This is a genomic window from Rhodococcus sp. MT28, from assembly GCF_058792695.1.
Genome location: NZ_JBXAFD010000002.1, coordinates 82,836 through 99,933 on the forward strand (window position 1 = coordinate 82,836; position 17,098 = coordinate 99,933).

Sequence of the window (17,098 nt, forward strand, 5' to 3'; positions counted from 1 at the left end):
ATCATCATGGATACCAACGTGATTACACCCGCCGTACAACTCGACGGACTGACGATATCCTTCCCCTCACCCGACGGGTCGACGAAAACTGTGGTCGACAATCTCGACCTCACCATCCCTCGCGGACAGTTCGTGAGCTTGGTCGGCAGGAGCGGTTGCGGAAAGACCACTCTGCTCAACGCGCTCGCTGGATTGGTGGACGCGACGGAAGGCAAAACCGAGGTCCTCGGCACAACACCATTCGACGCTCGTTCTCGGATGGGCTTCATGATGGCCCGAGATGCGCTGTTCCCGTGGCGAACAGCGCAGAAGAACGTGGAGTACGGTCTCGAATTGAGGGGAGTACCCAAGGCGGAGAGACGAACTCAATCCGCGCGCTGGCTTGCGGCCGTTCAAATGTCCGAGGCGTCACAGCTGTGGACTTGGCAGCTGTCCCAAGGGATGCGCCAGCGTGTCGCGTTGGCCCGGACGTGGGCTCTGGATCCGGACATCTTGTTGATGGACGAGCCGTTTGCCGCCCTCGATGCGCAAACCCGCGTCGAAGTACAGCGCGAATTCCTCGAGCTTTGGCAGTCCGAGGTCGGCCGGACGGTCATCTTCGTAACCCACGACCTCGGTGAAGCCATCTGTCTCTCCGACCGCGTTCTGCTGCTCGGGGCCGGCCGAGTGATCGACGACGTCAGCATTGACATCGAACGCCCCCGCGAACTCGAAACCCTCACCGCCGAACCTCGATACATCGAAATCTTCAACCGGCTACGTGGTCAGCTCGACCACTGATGTGCCCAGCCAACTCAGCTTGATTACTGATGCGCCCAGCCAACTCAGCTTGATTTCTGATGCGCCCAGCCATCAAGGAACAGGAATCCCATGAAACTTCGACCTTTTGTCGGCACAGTCATTGCAGCGGCCCTACTGCTTTCCGCGTGTGGAGAGGGAGGGCGGCCGAACGACGGTAGCGTCGCCATCGGGGTCTACCCTGCGAGTGCTTTGTCCCTGCCTGTCTACGTCGCTGTCCAACAAGGAATGTTCGACAAGGAAGGCCTCCACGTCGAGCTCATCGACGGAAAGAACGGGCCCGAACTCATCAGCGGTCTCATCGGCGGTACAACCGATCTCGCGGTCGGTGCACCCGGAACCGTCGTGCCGGCCATAGAGCAAGGGCAGAGTCTGCGGCCACTGTCCCCCTACGGGTCGATCGATCTTGCCATCGCCGTGACGAAAGACAGCGGCATCACCACCATCGAGGATTTGCCCGGCAAGCGGATCGCCATACCGTCACGTGGCGGCGCGGCCGAGCAATTCGTCAATCAGCTTCTCGCAGAGAGAAACATCGACGCCTCCACGGTGCAATTCATCGCAGCGGCACCCACCGCGAGTCAGATACCACTCGCACGAAAGGGCGACATAGATGCCGCCGTTCTCACCGCTGCCAGCCAGGCCGTATTCGATGCTCAAGGAATTCCGATGACGGCGATTACAGAAGTAGACCCGGTGGGCTCTGACGGCGTGAGTTCATACGGCCTGGGCACGGTGCTCGTCACGACAGCCACATTCGCTGAATCCGATGCTGCTGCCCCCGTGTGTGCTGCGCTCGAGGCCGCAGCAGGGTGGATAGCCGATCCCGCGAACGAGCAAGCAGGAGCTCAACTTCTCACCGAGCGAATGAATGTTCCTGCTGACAAAGCCAACCAGGTGTGGGCTTCGCAGAAGACCCTCTGGCCGGTCGAGATTTCAGCCGACCGATGGACCCAGAACGTCGCATGGGTGAACAACCAGACCTCGGGCAAGTCCGACGCAGACGTCCCTTTCGACCCCCTCTGCTGACCAACGCCTCCCATACACAATCCAGTTCGTCTACCACGAGAGAGAAGAAAAGATGACACAACTCGCTGACCAGTCAACACAATCCGAATCCCAGCACGATCGCCGGCAGCTCACCGAGGCTTGGTCTGCAGTCACCGACAGCCTTGCGACATTCGGTTCGACCGCTGCCGCTACCGGATCGCCGCTGGACAGCGCCGAAGGTGTACGGCACGCACTTCGTCTGTTCGGATACCTCGCCGAGATGAACATCGAGCGCCAAGACGTACTCCGGCCTGAACTCTTCACCCTGATGTCACCGATGCGAAAGTTCTGGGGAGACGGCATCGACGTCGACTACTGGACTGCGATGATCGACCCCAACGAGACATACCGTATTCACGGTAACCGTGGCACAGTGCCGTACGTCGCCGTTCTCGCCAATCGTGTCGGCGCGTCTGGGACCGACCGGGTCGCCGACAACATCGTCATCGACGACAAGGTGTGTGACGCGGACGGCAACTTCGAGATCTTCGTCGCACAAGAGCTGGAGGGGCGCAGCGGCATTCGGCTGGATGAGCGCTGCTTCGACGTTGTAGTGCGTGTGTATCACAAGACGCGTAACGCGGAGATCGATCCCGTTCTCCACATCGAGCGCCTCGGTCCGCCGCCTGGTGCACGCCCCGATCTCGACACGGCGTGGCTGACCCAGCGCCTCACGAAACTTGCTCGTGGCATGGACGTGAGCCTTCGACGCAGTCTTCAGCTCATCGAAACACTCAGTCAGTCTCCCAACGAGATTCGCGTGACCTCGGAGCAGCGAGGGTGGGGAGACTTCTACGGCACCAGCTCCAACCAATACGTTGCCGGCTGGTGGTCACTGAAAGACGCTACTGCTGTCGATATTACATTCACTCTCCCGGACTGCACCTACTTCGGAGTGATGCTGTACAACCACTGGTTCGAGTCCTTCGAGTACCGCGACCACACCGTCAATCTCAACGACGCGCACTTCGAGCGCAATGACGATGGAACCGTGACAATCCGAATCGGGGGAGTAGAAGGTGACAGAAATCGATTGAACCCCTGCAACCACACCGAAGGCATCTTGTTGGCGCGCTGCCTGGAGCCCGCTGAGGATGTCACTTCGCCTCATGTGGAGATCATTCGATGACCGACGAAGTAGACCTGCCGTTGGCAGGTGTCCGAGTAGTGGAGATCGGTCAACTGATCGCAATACCCAGCGCCGGGCAGCAGTTGTCCGATCTCGGCGCCGAGGTCATCAAGCTCGAGCCTCCAGGTGGTGAACCGGCCCGACAAATCGACGCCGACTACGCGCGCGGCATCTTCTACGGGTACAACCGTGGAAAGCGTTCAATCTGCCTCGACCTCAAAGACTCCGCCGATCTGCAGCGAGCTCGGGATCTGATCGCGTCGAGCGACATCTTGCTGCACAATCTTCGCCCGGGAACCCTCGATCGATTGGGATTCTCCTCTGCCGAACTCCAACGCCTGCGACCGGAAATCATCGCCGTCTCGGTGAGCGGGTACGGGGCGGAAGGCCCGTCCGCCACCCGCGCGGGGCTCGACATCGCTGCGCAAGCAGAGAGCGGACTGATGTCGGTGACGGGTGAGGCGGATAGCCCGCCACAACGTGTGGGCGCACCGGTCATAGATCATGCAACGAGCTACGTTGTCGCTCAAGCGGTACTGGCAGCGCTACTGCGGCGCGAACGCACCGGCAAAGGATCGTCCGTCCGAGTTTCCCTGCTGGACGTCGCAATCCACTTGCAGACCGCCAACTGGATCGAGTGGCAGGTATCCGGAAAGCCCATGAGTCGCAAAGGGAACGGACAACCAAGCGTCGCACCGGCGGCAGACGTCTTTCGCGCCGCCGACGGCGAGCTGGTGATCAGCGGATACCAACCGCGCGCATGGATCGAACTGTGCAAGGCGATCGACCTACCGGAGTTGGCCGACGACCCGCGGTTCACCACCAACGCTCTGCGCGTGGAAAACCGTGTTGACCTCGTCGCCACGATCGAGAAGCAGCTGTGCCACCGTAGCGCCGCGGAAGCGGTAGAGCATCTCACTGCGGCCGGAGTGGTTGCCGCAGTTGTGCGTGACTACGACCAGGTAATTTGCGCCGACGATGTGATTGCGAACCGTACCTTCATCCCCGGCACCAACGAACATGGCGAACAGTATTTGACGCCTGCCATGCCCTATCGCGCCGAACCTCCGATGGCACGAACTGAACTTTCACAGGTTCCGGCCTTGAACGAGTGGACAACATCGACGCGCTGAATGCGCCGTTCGGGTCGAAATTGACTTTGCACCAACGTAACTGACAAACAGATTGCCATGCACCATCGAGGAGATGTCCAGTGCTGACCACCGCATTTACCGAGACATTCGGAGTTCGCCACCCAATCGTGCAGGGCGGCATGCAATGGGTGGGGAGAGCAGAACTCGTAGCGGCAGTTGCAAACGCCGGCGCGCTCGGCATGCTCACTGCCCTGACACAGCCGACACCTGACGATCTTGCCCGAGAAATATCCCGAACGCGCGAGCTCACCGATCAACCTTTCGGGGTCAACCTCACAATCCTCCCGACGATCACACCTCCGCCCTACGATGAGTATCGCAACGTGATCATCGACTGCGGAGTGGAAGTCGTCGAGACGGCCGGCTCGTCTCCAGCACCCCATCTGCCACACTTTCACGGCGCAGGCATCAAGGTTCTCCACAAGTGCACCAGCGTCCGCCACGCGGTCAAAGCCCAAGTCCTCGGCGTCGACGGCATCAGCATCGACGGGTTCGAATGTGCCGGGCATCCAGGGGAAGACGACGTACCGGGTCTCGTCCTCATCGCTGCAGCAGCAGAGCGGATCAGCATTCCCATGATCGCGTCCGGTGGATTTGCCGATGGGCGAGGATTAGTGGCGGCCCTCGCGCTCGGCGCCGACGGCATCAACATGGGTACCCGGTTCATGTGCACCGAGGAGTCTCCGATTCACCGCAACATCAAAGAGGCGATAGTCGCTGCCTCGGAGGTCGACACGGAACTGATTTTCAGGTCACTACGCAATACCGCACGGGTAGCACGCAACAGCATCAGCCAAGAAGTTGTCGAAATTCTCTCCAGTGGTGGCAAATTCGAAGACGTTCGACATCTTGTGGCCGGTGCGCGGGGCAGAGCGGTGTTCGACAGCGGCGACCAGGAGGCTGGCATCTGGACGGCTGGGACTGTGCAAGGATTGATTCGCGACGTCCCCACTGTGGGTGAATTGGTGGAACGTATTGTCGCAGAGTCCGAAGCACTGATTGCCGGACGGCTTACCGGCCTCCTGGACCCGGTCAGCGCCTGACTACGTCCGAACCCGCTGAGCGCTACAGTCGGCCAGTCCTTCGCGCATGACCCCTGCCGTTGCGCTCGTCGACCCGCATGCCGCCTACACCTCGTCCTCGATGCGTCGTGCGGTGACGACAAGCCCTTCCGGATCGCCTCGCGGCTTCTTATCGCCACTCGATCGTTTCGGGTGCATCCAGACGATCATTGACGTCGGGACGAGGAACGCATCGGAAGGAGCCACGAGACTGACAATCGCGCCACCGTCCTTGAGGACCATGCGGTATCCAGTCGGTTCTCGAGGACGGTGGCAGGGAGCGTCGAACAGCATCACCGTGATCTGCTCCTCGATGACACCTTGCGCATGCAAATAACGTAGTACCTCCATTCCCGGACCCACGGTCGACGGACGATGGAGAGCTAAGACTCATGTCGCGTGGTGCATGGCCAAACACCTTGATAGGTAGGCATCCACACGACTGTGCAGCTATTCGTCGTCATCGAAGGCCCGAGTTGGGTATCAGATGAAGGCGGACAACGGTTCTCGGCTACTTCAGGGAAGCAGAGCCGTGGAACCCATGCGAATCGCACCAGTCGGGCCCGGATGACGGAATGCTCGTCGACGCGCTACGCTGCCCCTAACCCGACACGACCACAGATCCGAACACCATGACCGCATCGGCCGAACCGACACCTGACGACGTGGTGTCGGCCGCAAAAGCGCTGCACGCGCTCACCGCGATACCGGACCACTCACCGCGGTGGTCGAACACGGCAGAACCGACTCAATGGACTGCGACGCACACGATCGAGCACATCAGCGACGCGCTGCTCTTCTACAGCGGACAGGTAGCGAGACGGGCCGACGCCAAACTACAGGTCCTGCGCGACGGTCGCGATGCCCCCGTATCCGAGCATCTCGACAACGTCCTTTCGTCCGCACATGTACTCGCCGCTCTGCTCCGCGACCTCGCGGAGGAACGTGCGTTCCACCCCAGCGGAGCAGCTGACGCGCCAGGGTGGGCTGGCATGGCTGTCACCGAAATACTGGTTCACGGCACCGACGCAGCACGTGCCGTGGGTGTCGGGCTGATTCTTCCCGAAAATGTTTGTGCGAGAACAGTGTCGCGGGTTTTTCCCTGGATCGATCTGACTTTGGGCAGGGCGCCCGAGTTACTGCTGGCCATCGCCGGCCGATTCTCCATCGACGGCGTTCACTCCGATCCCGATTGGTGGTGGCAATCCGCTCCGCTCGTCGAATGGGACGGCCTCCCCAGGCGTCGCGATGTCAAACCGGGGTGGGCCTGACACTTACCTGACCCCGCTCATGCCGTCGACCGAAGCGGTCCCCTCACTCGCGTGCAGCCCGATCGTGGCCGGCGTAGGGTCTTTGGTTCGCTGACCACGAGCTGAACTCTGAGTTCAACAGCAGCCGTGGATGACCCGACAATCACGGAAATCGATTCGCAATGGCCACGATGATTTCATCGGGCGCGTGCTCCTGGATGAAATGCCGTGCATGAGGTAGTTCGACGACGTCAAGGTCGGTGAACGTCTCGCGTATCCGCGGGATACACGCTTTCGGACGGAACACCCTATCCCGCATCCCCCACACTGCAAGAGCCGGTTTGTCCCCCAGCAGCGCGGGCACGTCCTGGGCGAGTTGGGCCAACTGTGTTCGTGCGGCACGGATTTCCTTGGGCATGACCGCGAGTCCACGCCGCGATTCCTCTGTAGGTTGCACATTGCGATAGTGGTCAGCCTCCTCCTCGGTTAACGTGCGGCCAAGTTCCCCGAGCAAGAAACGCTCCACAAGGAGATTCTGCTCGAGTATCCGGCGTTGCATGGGTCGGCTACTCATGATCACGCTGAATGCTTGATTGGCCAGTGGCTCGATCGGCCAGAACACCGTGTTGCCAAGCACGATCCCTCTGACTCGATCTGCCCGCTCAGTTGCCGTGCCCAGCCCGATAGGTCCACCCCAGTCCTGCCCCATCAAGACAAAGCCGTCCAATTGAAGATGGTCGATCAGTTCACCTAAAATCGTCGTGTGCTGTGAAATTCTGTATCCGAAATTGTGCGGCCGCTCGGACAACCCGAAACCCAGGTAGTCCACCGCAATGCACCGGTACCGGTCGCGCAGCCCCGCCACGACTTTCCGATAGAGGAAACTCCATGTAGGGGAGCCGTGGCAGAACACAATCGGCGGACCCGTCCCCTCGTCGATGTAGTGAACTCGACCGGCAGACGAGTCGAACCAGCGCGACTCGAACGGGTACACAGTCTTGTCTGGAACGAAATCGATCATCACGTGGCGCCTCCTTGTCCGACCTATCTCCCCATGTCGCGCAATAGACCCAGCGCGTATTCGAATATCACGCACGACATTCTCGCTACACCTGTAGCAGCAGCATGTTTGCTACGCTACACCTGTAGCATCGAATCGTGTCTACACAAGCGGCTGGCAGCCATGACCGTCGAGAGCTGATCGCCAACAGCGCCATTCGTGTCATTGCCCGTGATGGAGTTCGCGCGCTCACTCACCGAGTGGTCGATATAGAAGCCGGAATCCCCCAGGGCGCGACCTCGCACCATGCAAGAACTCGACTCGCGCTCCTCGAACTCATCGTCAACACCCTTGCCGAACGCGCGATAGCTGACGCCAAACAAGCTGCAGCCTTTCTCAATGCAACGGCACAAGGTGAGCACCAACTGAGCATTTCTGATCTGGCAGGCGTGATCACCGAACTTGTCGAGACACTTTCGGACCGCCGCGACGACATGAAGGCGCGCTACGCCCTTGTTCTCGAACTCGGTGACGAACCACTGCTTCGAAGAAAGCTGACAACACAGTCCGAGGTTCACGCCATAAGCCGAGAAGTGACAGCGATACTTTTCGACAGAGCAGGTCTGCCGAGTTCCGACGAACGAGTCGACGAGTTGATCACCCTCACGGATGCGCTGGTCTTTCACCGAACGATCATCCAAGAGAACACATCCCCTGAATCCATCCTCGCCGCCTATTTGCGAGGCATAGCCTTCCCGCCGGAGATTCGTGCGACCCGATCGACGTAACCGAGGCGCCTTAGACCGACCCGTCGTCGATTTTCCGCCACGGACCAATGCCTACCAGGACTAATGGAGCCGAATTCGCACAATGCCGGTGCCAAGACCTATGACCGTGTAGTCGTGCTTCCTCTCGCAGGATTACGTCAACGACAGAAGGCCGTAGGTTCCGGATCTACTTTGCCCGATCGGCCTGTACTTTTCGACAACCTCCGCGCCATTCACCACCGAATTTCCTGGCGATGATGGTGTTTTCAGCAACTGAACAGGCGTAGTGGATGCGGTGAGGTCCCGGCCTTCAGATTGGAAGCCCGGGAGCACTTGGTATCCCACGGTCCTCACAGCCCTTGTCACTACTGGTTGGTGGGTTGAAATGTGTTCGTCGTATGGCCACGAATCGCGTCGGCATCCGACTGAGACCGGTTCTCTGGTGCAGGTTCTGTGCCCACCTGAACACCGTGTCGGCACGGTAGTCATGTTTCGTGACCCGACGGCGAGGCGTCTGGTGAAATGCCGCAAACCGAGATCTGCCTCGCAGCACAATCAACCACACCGCGAGCGAACTCAGCAGCACCAGAAGATAGTTCGCCTGTTTGGCGCGCGGCACGTCGACCAAGCAACGGTCAATCTGCTGCCACCACGAACCAGCTGGATCAACCCGCGGCATACCTCGCGATAATTGTTCACCTCGGTGCCACTGTTCCGACCAAGGCGAGTTCGAGGCGTTTCTCCACGGCGAAGTCGATGCATGCCGCGCCGTCGACACCATGCACCTGAGTGTCGGGAAGGGTGCCGCACTGGATTCGGCGTCCGTCACCAGAGTGTCAGTGATGGCTACATCATCCCAGTACTCAACCCTCGCGCCATCACACAATTGGTTCCAGAAACAGACAACCAATGGTTAGGTAGTTCGATAATTTGCGGATCGAATCCACCGTAACCGATTCTCGCCCTCCACTGGAGATGCAACGGCGCGCCGCCGAGAGCCATGAAGATTTCTGAAAAACTGCAGATCAAGTCAGTATTGACGCCCACGGACTAACCTCGCCCTCTGGTTCCGCTGGCCAAAAGACAAATGATTGTGGCGTGCGCCACAAATCTCCTATAGGGTAACCACTGTTAGCCTGCGACGGGGTGCGAGACATTTCCCAGCGCCGGATCCACGCTCTATCCCACTCCTGAACAGACCGAGCGAGAGCTGAGCGCTCTTGACGACGTCGTGGTGGATTGAGGATCAAGAAAGAAAGATGGTATTGCCGTGCAGTCATCACTTGTCTCTCTGCCGTCCATGGAGAGAGTCCGCATTGGCGCTCCGGTCGCGGAGGCCGCGGCCCAGGAAGCAGAGTTGCTCGGGGCGAACCGAGTCTTCGTCGTATGTAGCGGGACGCTCAACTCGCAGACCGACGAGATCGCTCGGGTGATCGAGGCATTGGGTGATCGATTCGTGGGACTGTTCGATGCGGTTCGACCTCATGTACCGCGCGAAGACGTCATTGCTGCCACCCGAGTTGCTGCCGACGCCGATCCGGACATGCTGTTGTGCGTGGGCGGCGGATCGGCGACGGACCTGGCGAAGATCCTTGCAATCACTCTGGAGCACGGAGTTCGCGAGGCATCGCAAATGGACGCCTACCACCTGCAGGTCAATCCCGACACATCGGTGACCGCCCCCACCTTCTCCGCCCCGAAGATCCCGGTAGTGGTGGCGCCCACGACCCTGGCGGGAGGTGAGTTCAACGCGTTGGCCGGGTCGACGGATGAGACGAGCAACGTCAAAGAGGGTTACTTGCATCCGGCGATGACCCCGAAGGCTGTCATCCTCGATCCTGCACTCACGCTGCACACTCCGGAGTGGCTGTGGCTGTCGACCGGGGTTCGCGCACTGGACCACGCCTTCGAGACCCTGGGCTCACTCGAATCGAACGGGTACTACGACGGGATGGCGATGAATGCCATACGACTGCTCTCCGAAGGACTCGTCCGAGTGAAGGAGAACACCGACGACGTGGATGCGCGGCTGATGTGCCAGGTCGGTGCGTGGTCGTCAATGGTCGCGATCGTCGCAGGCCTCGACATGGGCGTCAGCCATGCCGTCGGGCATGCACTCGGCGGTTCGTTCAACGTCCCACACGGGTACACCTCCTGCGTCATGGCGCCCTTCGCGCTCGAGTACAACCGCGAAGTCAACGAGCATCGCCAGGCGCTGATCAGTGCGTCCTTGGGTGCGCCGCAAACGCCCGCACACGAGTTGGCGGACTCGCTCATCCGGCGGCTCGGCATGCCGAGATCGCTGGGAGAAGTCGGGCTGACCGAAAACGACCTCCCCAGTCTGGCTACGTACACGTTCAAGGACATCTGGTGCGGGACCAATCCGAACCCCATCGCGAATCCGGATGCTTTGGTTCCTTTGTTGCGGCGGGCACTCTGATCGAGCTCGAAAACAAGTGATCCCCCTCCACGTCGGGTGGAGGGGGATCACTTGTTTTCGGGCTGAACGGGCGTAACCGTCAGCTGGGCGTACCGCCGTTACCACTCTGCGTTCCGGGACGGTGACGGAGAATTCCGACGACGATGTAATCCACGTAGGTTGCCACCAGCGCCTCGATATCGTGGTCGTCTCGAAGCCACCAGCTCACGCCATTCATGAGGTCGAGCACCGCAACAGCCGCACGCTGTGGGTCGGCGATCTCGAACTCTCCGGCGCGGACCCCGGCAGCAATCACATCGCGCACACGCCTCTGGTAGTACTTGCGGTACTCGAGCACCCTCATACGGTGTTCGTCGGTAAGCGCCGAGATCTCTCGTAGGCTTACCAGATGCTCGACCCTGTTCATCGCCAAATACCGCAGATGAACATCGATCAGCGAGGTGAGTCGCTCGACCGGAGTTCCAGTCTCGTCGAGGACAAGTAGATGCTCCTCGACCGGGTCCCGGGTCATCTTGAGCGCGATCGCGTAGAGGATCTCCTCTTTCGAGGTGAAGTGGTTGTAGAGGCTCGCGCCCTTGATTCCCACCGAATCTGCGATGCCACGCATGCCTGCCGAGTGGTAGCCCTGATCAGCGAAGTATTCGGCCGCCGCGGCCAGTATGTCGTCACGTCTGCTTGGAAGCCCTTCAAGCCGTGGTCGACCGGATCCGGGTGTCGCGCTGCTGGCAGGATCGATGTTCAGCGTTTCAGTCCTTTGCATACAGGCGGCGTAGTTCTCTCTTGAGCAGCTTCCCCTGAGGGTCCGTGGGCAGCTCATCCACAATCTTGATCGCCTTTGGAACCTTATAGCCTGCGAGCACGGTCTTGCAGTGGTCTCGCAACTCCTGGCCGGTGAGGTCGCTGCCGTCTATGACGATGACGAAGCCTGTGACCGCCTCGGACCAGTATTCGTCCGGAAGTCCCACGACGGCGGCGCGCGACACCTCGGGGTGGGCTTGTAGTACGCGCTCGACCTCCTGCGAGGACACGTTGTAGCCGCCCGTCTTGATCATGTCCTTGCTGCGATCGAGGAAGAACATGTTGCCCTCCGAATCGCGACGTACGATGTCGCCGGTGTGGACCCAACCACCGTCGAGGACAGCGGCGGTCTTCTCGGGATCCTTGTAGTAACCCAGCATCACCGACGGCGTGCGACAGAGGAGTTCACCTCGCTCTGCTTCATTTCCGTCGGCATCGACCACCTTGACCTCGAGATGGCCTACAGGCTTGCCGATCCAGGTCGGATCCTGATCGGGAATGTCCTCGAGTCGCTTGAACCAGCCGACGGAGCCCAACTGCGTCAACTCGGACTGACCCCAGTAGGTGCCCCACACCGATGCGGGCGCCGCGTGGTGCCATGCGTCCACCGTTCGCGGCGAGACCTGACCTCCATAGGTCAGGCAGCGCTGGATGGTCCCGACAGTCTCAGGACCGAAGTCAGGATGATCTGCGAGCGAGATGAAGAACGTCGGGGTTTGAGCCAGGACGGTGATCTGCTCCGCTTTGATCATGTGCAAAGCGTCGGCAGGCGCGAGGCTGGCTGGGAGCACGAGCGTCGCTCCCAACAGCAGGAGCGAGGTCAGGGAGCCGATTCCGGCAATAGTGTGGAATGGCATGACGTAGAGCCAGACGTCATCGTCCAGGCATCGCAGTCCCCATGTGTACGCAGGTGCAGTGGAGACCAGGTAGTTGCGATGCGGCAGCATGACGCCCTTCGGAGCCGCCTCGGTTCCACTGGTGTACACGATCATTGCGAGATCGTGCTCGTCGACATCGCAATCCGGCTCTGTCGGCGACGAGGACTCGAGGAGTTGATCGAAGCAGTGGCCGCCGAACTCGTCCGTGCTGTCGAGAACAACGATTTCGGGGCGGGTACCGAGTCCCGCCAGCGCTTCTTCCAGTACCGGCAGGAATTCCGCGGCCACGACCACAACCGCGGGCTCGAGGTGCCCGATCTGTTGAGCCACTTCGTTCGGCCCGAAAAGGACATTGATGCCGGAGTACACCGCCCCTATTTTGAGAGCACCGTAGTAGGCGACTACCGACTCCACGCGATTGCGGGCCATCACGGCGACCCGGTCACCGCGGGAAACACCGAGTCCGAGGAACATGTGGGATGCCCGGTTGGCATCCTGATTGAGCGCACCGTAGGTGGTCACGGTGCGTCGACCACCTGGGGCATACGACACGATCGCCGGCTTCGAGTGTCGACTCTGCGAGTGGCGGCGAAGCTGGTCGCCCAACGTCGCTCGCCCTAGCGGTGACGACTGGGTCGCTGTGAGGGATCGGACAAGCGGACCTGAACTCCGTCGCATATCAGTGGCATCCGATTCGACACTTGTCGACAGATCCATGGTTCCTCAACTTCCTGAATGCTTACCGCGGTTAGTATGATGTGGCTCATACTGTCATCGGCATCCACGCGGGTCAAGCAGAGTTTCCAAGCAACAATGGGAATATCGAAATCACACTTGGTTGTGTCGCTAACTGCTGTTAGCCTGCATGACATGACTATCGTCACTGACCTGGACCGTGACCACCTGCGTTCGGCGGTGTTACGGGGCAACGTTCCGACCATGCTCGCCGTGTTGCTGGAGCTGACCGCCGATGAGCGGTGGGTGGCACCCCGCTATCAACCCACGCGCAGTCGGGGCATGGATGACAACTCCACGGGAGGACTTCCGGAGGAAGTTCAGTCCGAAATCCGGAGCGCGTTGATCGACGCAGTGGAACGCTGGTGGACGCTGGACGAGCCGTCCCGGCGGACGCTGGACAGCTCGGAAGTCGAGCGAATCCTCAACTTCACCTGCAGCGAGACCGTGCCGCCGGACTTCGCGCCGATGATGGCGGAGATAGTCAATGGTCCGCAGATCAAGCCTGCCACCGCCGAGTGCGACGAGCGACTCCACGCCATCGTGATCGGAGCCGGCATCGCGGGGATGCTGGCCTCCGTCGAGCTCACCCGCGCTGGAATCCCTCACGTGATCCTGGAGAAGAACGACGACGTCGGCGGATCATGGTGGGAGAACCGCTATCCGGGCGCCGGAGTTGATACACCGAGCCACCTTTACTCGATCTCGTCGTTCCCTCGTAACTGGTCGACCCACTTCGGCAAGCGCGACGAGGTTCAGGGATATCTCGAGGACTTTGCGGAGGCCAACGACATCCGGCGCAATGTCCGCTTCCGCCATGAGGTGACGCGCGCCGAGTTCGAGGAGTCGAAACAGAGTTGGCGTGTGTCCGTCCAGCGACCAGGTGAGGCGCCGGAGACCCTCGAGGCTCCCATCCTGATCAGCGCGGTCGGTCTGCTCAATCGTCCCAAGATCCCGCATCTACCGGGAATCGAGACCTTCCGTGGTCGCCTCTTCCACTCCGCCGAGTGGCCGAACGAGCTCGACGATCCCGAGTCGCTCCGCGGAAAGCGAGTGGGCATCGTCGGTACCGGAGCCAGTGCTATGCAGATCGGCCCGGCCATCGCGGATCGTGTCGGATCGCTGACGATCTTCCAGCGCTCACCACAGTGGATCGCACCGAACGACGACTACTTCACGACCATCGACGACGGCGTCCACTGGCTGATGGACAACATCCCCGGCTATCGCGAGTGGTACCGGGCGCGTCTGTCGTGGATCTTCAACGACAAGGTGTACTCGTCCCTCCAGGTCGACCCCGACTGGCCAGAGCCGAGCGCCTCGATCAATGCGACCAACCATGGTCATCGCAAGTTCTACGAACGCTATCTCCGCGATCAGCTGGGTGATCGAACAGATCTGATCGAGGCATCTCTTCCGGACTATCCACCCTTTGGTAAGCGAATGCTGCTGGACAATGGCTGGTTCACGATGCTTCGTAAGCCCGACGTCACACTGGTGCCCCACGGAGTCGACGCCCTGACACCTTCTGGACTCGTCGACACGAACGGCGTCGAGCACCAGCTGGACGTCATTGTCATGGCGACGGGTTTCCACAGTGTGCGCGTTCTTTACCCGATGGACATCGTCGGTCGATCCGGCCGGTCCACCGGAGAAATCTGGGGCGAGCACGACGCGCGCGCCTACCTGGGAATCACAGTTCCTGACTTCCCCAATTTCTTCGTCATGACCGGACCGAACACCGGCCTGGGACATGGGGGGAGCTTCATCACGATCCTGGAATGTCAGGTCCGCTACATCATGGATGCCTTGAAGTTGATGCAATCGGAAAACCTCGGCGCGATGGAGTGCCGGGCCGAGGTCAACGATCGATACAACGAGGCCGTCGACCGACAGCACGCACAGATGGTCTGGACCCATCCGGCAATGGAGAACTGGTACCGAAACCCGGACGGTCGCGTCGTGTCGGTCCTTCCGTGGCGGATCAACGACTACTGGGCCATGACCTACCGAGTCGACCCGGCAGATTTTCGTACCGAGCCGGCACGCTCCGAGTCGGTCCCGACTCCGACCGCGCGAGGGTGATCATGCAGGAAGAAGCCACCGGCGGAGTGCACGGCGGGCCGCTGTCGGGTATCCGGGTCATTGAAATGGAGGCCATAGGGCCGCTACTGCACGCCGGTCTGATGTTGGCAGATCTTGGCGCCGATGTCGTGCGCATCGTGCGCCCCATCTCGATGGGAGCAGATGACGGAATCGACGATGCGAATGCGGGGATGCTCCGAGGGCGGACCGAACTCACTGCAGATCTGACCAAGACCGAAGATCTCGCCAAGGTGCGCAGGCTGATCGGCCGAGCGGACGTCCTGATGGAGGGCTCTCGGCCCGGCACGATGGAGAAGCTCGGCCTGGGCTCCGAGATCTGCCTGCAGGACAATCCGGGGCTGATCTACGGCCGAATGAGTGGCTGGGGCCAGAAGGGACCGATGGCCCGAGAAGCCGGGCACGACCTGAACTACCTTGCGCTTTCGGGCGCGCTCGAACAGCTCGGACCGGCTTCCGGGCCGCCGTCACCGCCGCTGAACTACGTCGGGAACTTCGGCGGCGGATCGATGTTCCTGCTCGTAGGAGTACTTGCCGCGCTGCACGAAAGAGAACGCACTGGCCGAGGCCAGGTGGTGGATACAGCGATGGTCGACGGCGCCAGTTCGTTGACTGCGCTCGTCCGATCGTGGCAGCATGCCGGCCGCTGGTCAGCCCGTCGTGGAACCAACCTCCTCGACGGATCTGCCCCGTTCTACCGCGCGTACGAGTGCGCAGACCACAGGTACATGGCGGTAGGGGCCCTCGAAGACGTGTACTACGACCGCTTCGTGTTCGGACTCGGATTGGATCCCGCCTCGTTGCCGAATCGCTGGGACCAATCGAACTGGGACGACTTGTCCGAACGCTTCGGCAGAACCTTCGCCACACACGATCGCGACGCCTGGGTCGAGGTCTTCGACGGCCTGAACGCTTGTGTCACACCCGTGCTCACACTCCACGAGGCAACACTCCACGACCATGCAATACAGCGGACGGCCTTCGTCGATGCAGGAGGCTTTTCGATGCCCTCCGCCGCACCACGGCTGGACTCGTCACAGGGAGCAGCCCCACCACGGAGAAACGACGAACTGGACGCAACCGTGTCGCGATGGGAGATTGCCTCAGAGCACCACGGGGGCAATTCCACTCGACATCGGTCCACTCGCATGGCTGTTGGTCCACAGACGTGGTGAGCGAGAGAACCGATGGCGCCAGGCGGGCTACGATTTCGGTATGCGCAGGCTGGCTGGATCGTTCGATCGTGACCTCCCCGGGTTGCCGCGTGGCCGCGGCCGACTGGCTGTGGACGAGGTCCAAGACGCGCAACGCGATCGCATTCTGCGTGCGGTGATCTCGTCGACGGCGGAGAAGGGGATCGCCTCGACCACGATCGCCGATGTCGTCGGGCGTGCCAGGGTGTCTCGCCAAGCTTTCTACAAGCAGTTCGAGAGCAAAGAAGCGTGCTTGATCGCGGCGATCGACGCCGGCATCGAGGTGATCGTCGCCAACATCACCTCGACACAAAGCTCGACCGCCAATTTATCTCTACACGAACAGCTTTCGGCTGTCATCGAGAAGTATCTCGAGACGTGTTCGTCCGAACCGGAGTTCGTGCGAGCTTGGGTGGTGGACCTACCTGTGGCCGGCCCGGCCGGGGTGGCGAAGCGCAACGAGTACGTGGAACTGCTCGCCGATGCATTGCTCGTCGGCTACTCGTCCAAGTCTTCAGAAGCCCCGGGGCGTGAAGTGTTTCTCGCGGCGATCGGCGGTTGCAACGAGTTGTTCTACCGCCAGGTGGTTGACGGGTCGAATTCGTACATGAATCTTCATGCGCCGATCATGTCCTTCCTTGAACGGGTACTGGATCTCTCGTCCAACCCTTCGTAGTCCGGTGTTGACAAGCCAAGGGTAGATCGCCATGCTCATTCAAAAGTACTGCTGCGTACTTATGAA

General features: G+C 60.7%; 15 protein-coding genes. 11 read left to right on the forward strand and 4 right to left on the reverse strand.

The features are described from left to right. Positions 1-6 precede the first annotated feature (6 nt). The 5 genes from AC1Q6C_RS08720 to AC1Q6C_RS08740 all read left to right on the forward strand — a co-directional run bounded on the left by AC1Q6C_RS08720 (position 7) and on the right by AC1Q6C_RS08740 (position 5,174). Positions 7-780 (forward strand): ABC transporter ATP-binding protein, encoded by a 774-nt coding sequence (locus AC1Q6C_RS08720; RefSeq protein WP_256931619.1) that lies wholly within the window; start codon positions 7-9, stop codon positions 778-780. Between the two features lie 90 nt (positions 781-870). Continuing rightward, the gene (locus AC1Q6C_RS08725; protein WP_210377844.1) at positions 871-1,827 is read left to right on the forward strand and encodes an ABC transporter substrate-binding protein; all 957 of its coding nucleotides are present in this window, start codon (positions 871-873) and stop codon (positions 1,825-1,827) included. Between the two features lie 52 nt (positions 1,828-1,879). After that, positions 1,880-2,977 (forward strand): hypothetical protein, encoded by a 1,098-nt coding sequence (locus AC1Q6C_RS08730; RefSeq protein WP_218747985.1) that lies wholly within the window; start codon positions 1,880-1,882, stop codon positions 2,975-2,977. Next, on the forward strand, positions 2,974-4,110 hold the full coding sequence (locus AC1Q6C_RS08735; protein WP_218747986.1) for a CaiB/BaiF CoA transferase family protein: 1,137 nt from the start codon (positions 2,974-2,976) through the stop codon (positions 4,108-4,110). Before AC1Q6C_RS08730 ends, AC1Q6C_RS08735 begins: the two co-directional genes overlap by 4 nt. Positions 4,111-4,190: 80 nt before the next feature. Continuing rightward, positions 4,191-5,174: an NAD(P)H-dependent flavin oxidoreductase gene (locus AC1Q6C_RS08740; protein ID WP_492666533.1), complete on the forward strand. Its 984-nt coding sequence runs from the start codon at positions 4,191-4,193 to the stop codon at positions 5,172-5,174. Between the two features lie 84 nt (positions 5,175-5,258). Here the strand turns inward: AC1Q6C_RS08740 and AC1Q6C_RS08745 are convergent, their stop codons facing one another. Next, entirely contained in the window at positions 5,259-5,543 is a 285-nt protein-coding gene (locus AC1Q6C_RS08745; protein WP_030537150.1) for a hypothetical protein, read from the reverse strand. Between the two features lie 281 nt (positions 5,544-5,824). Here AC1Q6C_RS08745 and AC1Q6C_RS08750 point away from each other — a divergent pair, with 281 nt between their 5' ends. After that, a complete protein-coding gene (locus AC1Q6C_RS08750) occupies positions 5,825-6,463 on the forward strand; it encodes a hypothetical protein (protein ID WP_051720894.1) in 639 nt (212 codons plus the stop codon). Positions 6,464-6,605: 142 nt separating this feature from the next. Here the strand turns inward: AC1Q6C_RS08750 and AC1Q6C_RS08755 are convergent, their stop codons facing one another. Next, a complete protein-coding gene (locus AC1Q6C_RS08755) occupies positions 6,606-7,466 on the reverse strand; it encodes a haloalkane dehalogenase (RefSeq protein WP_030537148.1) in 861 nt (286 codons plus the stop codon). A 134-nt stretch (positions 7,467-7,600) separates the two neighbouring features. Between AC1Q6C_RS08755 and AC1Q6C_RS08760 the strand changes: the two genes are divergently transcribed. Together AC1Q6C_RS08760 and AC1Q6C_RS08765 are read left to right on the forward strand one after the other, a co-directional pair. Further along, positions 7,601-8,230, forward strand: coding sequence for a TetR/AcrR family transcriptional regulator (locus tag AC1Q6C_RS08760; RefSeq protein WP_193594748.1), 630 nt, complete (start codon positions 7,601-7,603; stop codon positions 8,228-8,230). 1,249 nt (positions 8,231-9,479) lie between these two features. Then, positions 9,480-10,649 (forward strand): iron-containing alcohol dehydrogenase, encoded by a 1,170-nt coding sequence (locus AC1Q6C_RS08765; RefSeq protein ID WP_024487884.1) that lies wholly within the window; start codon positions 9,480-9,482, stop codon positions 10,647-10,649. 79 nt (positions 10,650-10,728) lie between these two features. Here AC1Q6C_RS08765 and AC1Q6C_RS08770 read toward each other — a convergent pair whose 3' ends face one another. Together AC1Q6C_RS08770 and AC1Q6C_RS08775 are read right to left on the reverse strand one after the other, a co-directional pair. Next, positions 10,729-11,409: a TetR/AcrR family transcriptional regulator gene (locus tag AC1Q6C_RS08770; RefSeq protein WP_007735574.1), complete on the reverse strand. Its 681-nt coding sequence runs from the start codon at positions 11,407-11,409 to the stop codon at positions 10,729-10,731. After that, positions 11,396-13,003: a class I adenylate-forming enzyme family protein gene (locus AC1Q6C_RS08775; RefSeq protein ID WP_039973508.1), complete on the reverse strand. Its 1,608-nt coding sequence runs from the start codon at positions 13,001-13,003 to the stop codon at positions 11,396-11,398. The genes AC1Q6C_RS08770 and AC1Q6C_RS08775 overlap by 14 nt, the downstream gene beginning before the upstream one ends. Before the next feature lie 192 nt (positions 13,004-13,195). Between AC1Q6C_RS08775 and AC1Q6C_RS08780 the strand changes: the two genes are divergently transcribed. The 3 genes from AC1Q6C_RS08780 to AC1Q6C_RS08790 are packed head-to-tail and all read left to right on the forward strand — an operon-like array spanning position 13,196 to position 17,032. Next, positions 13,196-15,145, forward strand: coding sequence for a flavin-containing monooxygenase (locus AC1Q6C_RS08780; protein ID WP_064445148.1), 1,950 nt, complete (start codon positions 13,196-13,198; stop codon positions 15,143-15,145). A 2-nt stretch (positions 15,146-15,147) separates the two neighbouring features. Continuing rightward, positions 15,148-16,338 carry a CaiB/BaiF CoA transferase family protein gene (locus tag AC1Q6C_RS08785; RefSeq protein ID WP_064445147.1) on the forward strand — a complete coding sequence of 397 codons (1,191 nt, stop codon included), beginning with the start codon at positions 15,148-15,150 and terminating at the stop codon, positions 16,336-16,338. Positions 16,339-16,378: 40 nt separating this feature from the next. Then, positions 16,379-17,032, forward strand: a complete 654-nt coding sequence (locus tag AC1Q6C_RS08790; protein ID WP_161120474.1) for a TetR/AcrR family transcriptional regulator — start codon at positions 16,379-16,381, stop codon at positions 17,030-17,032. Positions 17,033-17,098 lie beyond the last annotated feature (66 nt).

Excerpts from the sequence above, each read along its gene's own strand:
- AC1Q6C_RS08720 (WP_256931619.1), top strand. The coding sequence starts at position 7 with ATGGATACCAACGTGATTACACCCGCCGTACAACTCGACGGACTGACG.
- AC1Q6C_RS08745 (WP_030537150.1), bottom strand. The coding sequence starts at position 5,543 with ATGGAGGTACTACGTTATTTGCATGCGCAAGGTGTCATCGAGGAGCAG.
- AC1Q6C_RS08730 (WP_218747985.1), top strand. The coding sequence starts at position 1,880 with ATGACACAACTCGCTGACCAGTCAACACAATCCGAATCCCAGCACGAT.
- AC1Q6C_RS08780 (WP_064445148.1), top strand. The coding sequence starts at position 13,196 with ATGACTATCGTCACTGACCTGGACCGTGACCACCTGCGTTCGGCGGTG.
- AC1Q6C_RS08770 (WP_007735574.1), bottom strand. The coding sequence starts at position 11,409 with ATGCAAAGGACTGAAACGCTGAACATCGATCCTGCCAGCAGCGCGACA.
- AC1Q6C_RS08790 (WP_161120474.1), top strand. The coding sequence starts at position 16,379 with ATGCGCAGGCTGGCTGGATCGTTCGATCGTGACCTCCCCGGGTTGCCG.
- AC1Q6C_RS08735 (WP_218747986.1), top strand. The coding sequence starts at position 2,974 with ATGACCGACGAAGTAGACCTGCCGTTGGCAGGTGTCCGAGTAGTGGAG.
- AC1Q6C_RS08750 (WP_051720894.1), top strand. The coding sequence starts at position 5,825 with ATGACCGCATCGGCCGAACCGACACCTGACGACGTGGTGTCGGCCGCA.
- AC1Q6C_RS08785 (WP_064445147.1), top strand. The coding sequence starts at position 15,148 with ATGCAGGAAGAAGCCACCGGCGGAGTGCACGGCGGGCCGCTGTCGGGT.
- AC1Q6C_RS08725 (WP_210377844.1), top strand. The coding sequence starts at position 871 with ATGAAACTTCGACCTTTTGTCGGCACAGTCATTGCAGCGGCCCTACTG.
- AC1Q6C_RS08775 (WP_039973508.1), bottom strand. The coding sequence starts at position 13,003 with ATGCGACGGAGTTCAGGTCCGCTTGTCCGATCCCTCACAGCGACCCAG.